Below are 1,906 nucleotides of genomic sequence, written 5' to 3' on the forward strand. Positions count from 1 at the left end.
GCTCGCGCTGCGTCCGCCCGCCGCCGGCGGGCCCCCCACTGGGCGGCCGGGCGCGCGGCCGCCCGCCCCCCCCGCGCGGGGGCGGTCTCCCCCCCCCGCCCCCCCCCCCCGCGACCGCGCGGCGCCAGCCCGGACGCCCCCGCCTGCGGACCCGTGATCGCGGACCCGGAGCGGGACTGGTTCATATGGCTCGTCCCTCCGGGCACGCACGCCGTCTGGGACAGCGCCCACGGCGTGTGTCGGGGCGCCCCGTACGAGCTCACCCTGCCCGCCGTGCGGCAGACGGCTGCCCCGGGCCCGTACTGGCTCCGTCCGTGCCGCGGTGACCGCCTGGTTCCGCACTGGCCCCTGGCCGATCTCCTCCACCGGTTCCAGCCGGGCCCGGTCCCCGAGGAGGCACTCCTCCAAGGGTTCTTCAGTACCGACTCCTGATCCCCGCGTGCGGTGGCGGTGTACGCCCCAGTCCCGCCGCCGCACGCGGCCCGCTCCCTGCCGCCGGGCAACTGACCTGGCTCCCCCCGGCGGCAGGGACCCCAACCGTGAGGGGAAACGTCATGCCCGAGCTCGTTGCCACACCGTTCGCAGACCGCCGCTTGGTACTGCGGCGGGGAAGCCCGAAAGCCGTGCAGCTCCCCCATGCTCGATTCGAGGAGCTGCGCACGCGGAGCACCGTGCCCGGGTGGCTTGCCGACGCCGTCGCCGCACAGTGGCAGATGGACGTCTGCGGCCAGGCCCTCGCGGACGTAGTGCTGATGCGCGAGCCGGGGCCGTACGGGTTCAGCCGCGCCACGTGGGAGATCAATCTGGGCTGCGACTACGACTGCGAGATGTGCTACCTCGGCGAGAAGCGCTTTGAGGGCCTGGATATGGCCGGCAAGCGCAGGCTTCTGGAGGTCATGCGGGACGCCGGGGTGATCTGGCTCCAGATCACCGGCGGGGAGCCACTGATCGATCCCGACTTCCTCGAGTCGTACCGGCTCGCCAACGAGATGGGGATGCAGCTCGAAATCCTGTCCAACGGGTCACAGCTGCGCCGGGACAGGGTCCTGGACGTGCTCCGCGCCTACCCGCCCACCAAGCTGACGCTGAGTCTGTACGGCGCGACGGCTGGCACCTACGACGCGGTGACCCGCCGCCGCGGCGGCTTCGACCGGTTCCGCGAAGGCGTGCACAAGGCACTCGCTGCTGGCCTGCGCATCGACCTGAGCCTGATCATCGTGCGCACCAACGCGCATGAGGCCGACGCCATGCGGACTTGGGCCGCCGAGCTCGGGGTGCCCTTTCGCGAGTACGCCAATATCTCGCCCACGATCCACGGCGGCGCGGAAACCCTGCCGTCCCAGTCCCCCGAATACCTCACCGACCGGAAGCCGTTCACCGGCTGCCCGGCCGGCGTGACGTTCTTCCACGCCGACCCGTTCGGCCGGGCCTCGATCTGCAAGGTCGGCCGGGAACCGAACATCGACCTGACCGCCGAAGGCGTGCCAGGCCTTGCCCGACTCGGCCAGATTGCCGGGCCCCTCATGCTTCGCACCGGCGGATGCAGCGGCTGCAAGCTCTCCGCCACCTGCCGGGTGTGCCGCCCGATGGCACAGGTCTTCCAGGCCGCGAAGGCGCCACTCAAGAACTACTGCCAACACGGAGAGAGGTAGTCATGACTGCTGTCATGGTCGAGATCACGCCCCCGCCCGCGGCCGAGGCACCCGCCGACCCGGCCGGGATCGTCCTGGTCGACGACGTGTCCGCGCTCACCGCAAGCGTGGAGTCCGGCTGCAACGACGACAACCCGTACAAGTAGCGCCACCAGTTGGGGGGGGGGCGCGGCGCCCGCGGCGCCCGACACCCCCACCCGCGCGAGAGGGGCTCTCGCGCCCCCGCCCCCCGCCGCGGGGCGCGCGGTGCAGAG

3 protein-coding genes are annotated in these 1,906 nt (G+C 72.6%); all 3 read left to right on the top strand.

The annotated features are described in order from the left end of the window. Positions 1-153: 153 nt before the first annotated feature. The 3 genes from ACFXGX_RS31625 to ACFXGX_RS31635 all read left to right on the top strand — a co-directional run bounded on the left by ACFXGX_RS31625 (position 154) and on the right by ACFXGX_RS31635 (position 1,798). A complete protein-coding gene (locus ACFXGX_RS31625; protein WP_384797884.1) occupies positions 154-432 on the top strand; it encodes a hypothetical protein in 279 nt (92 codons plus the stop codon). A 122-nt stretch (positions 433-554) separates the two neighbouring features. Next, entirely contained in the window at positions 555-1,652 is a 1,098-nt protein-coding gene (locus ACFXGX_RS31630; RefSeq protein WP_384797887.1) for a radical SAM protein, read from the top strand. Between the two features lie 2 nt (positions 1,653-1,654). Further along, the gene (locus ACFXGX_RS31635) at positions 1,655-1,798 is read left to right on the top strand and encodes a hypothetical protein (protein ID WP_167347427.1); all 144 of its coding nucleotides are present in this window, start codon (positions 1,655-1,657) and stop codon (positions 1,796-1,798) included. Positions 1,799-1,906: the final 108 nt, after the last annotated feature.

The organism is Streptomyces sp. NPDC059371 (genome assembly GCF_042751995.1).
Classification (GTDB): Bacteria; Actinomycetota; Actinomycetes; order Streptomycetales; family Streptomycetaceae; genus Streptomyces.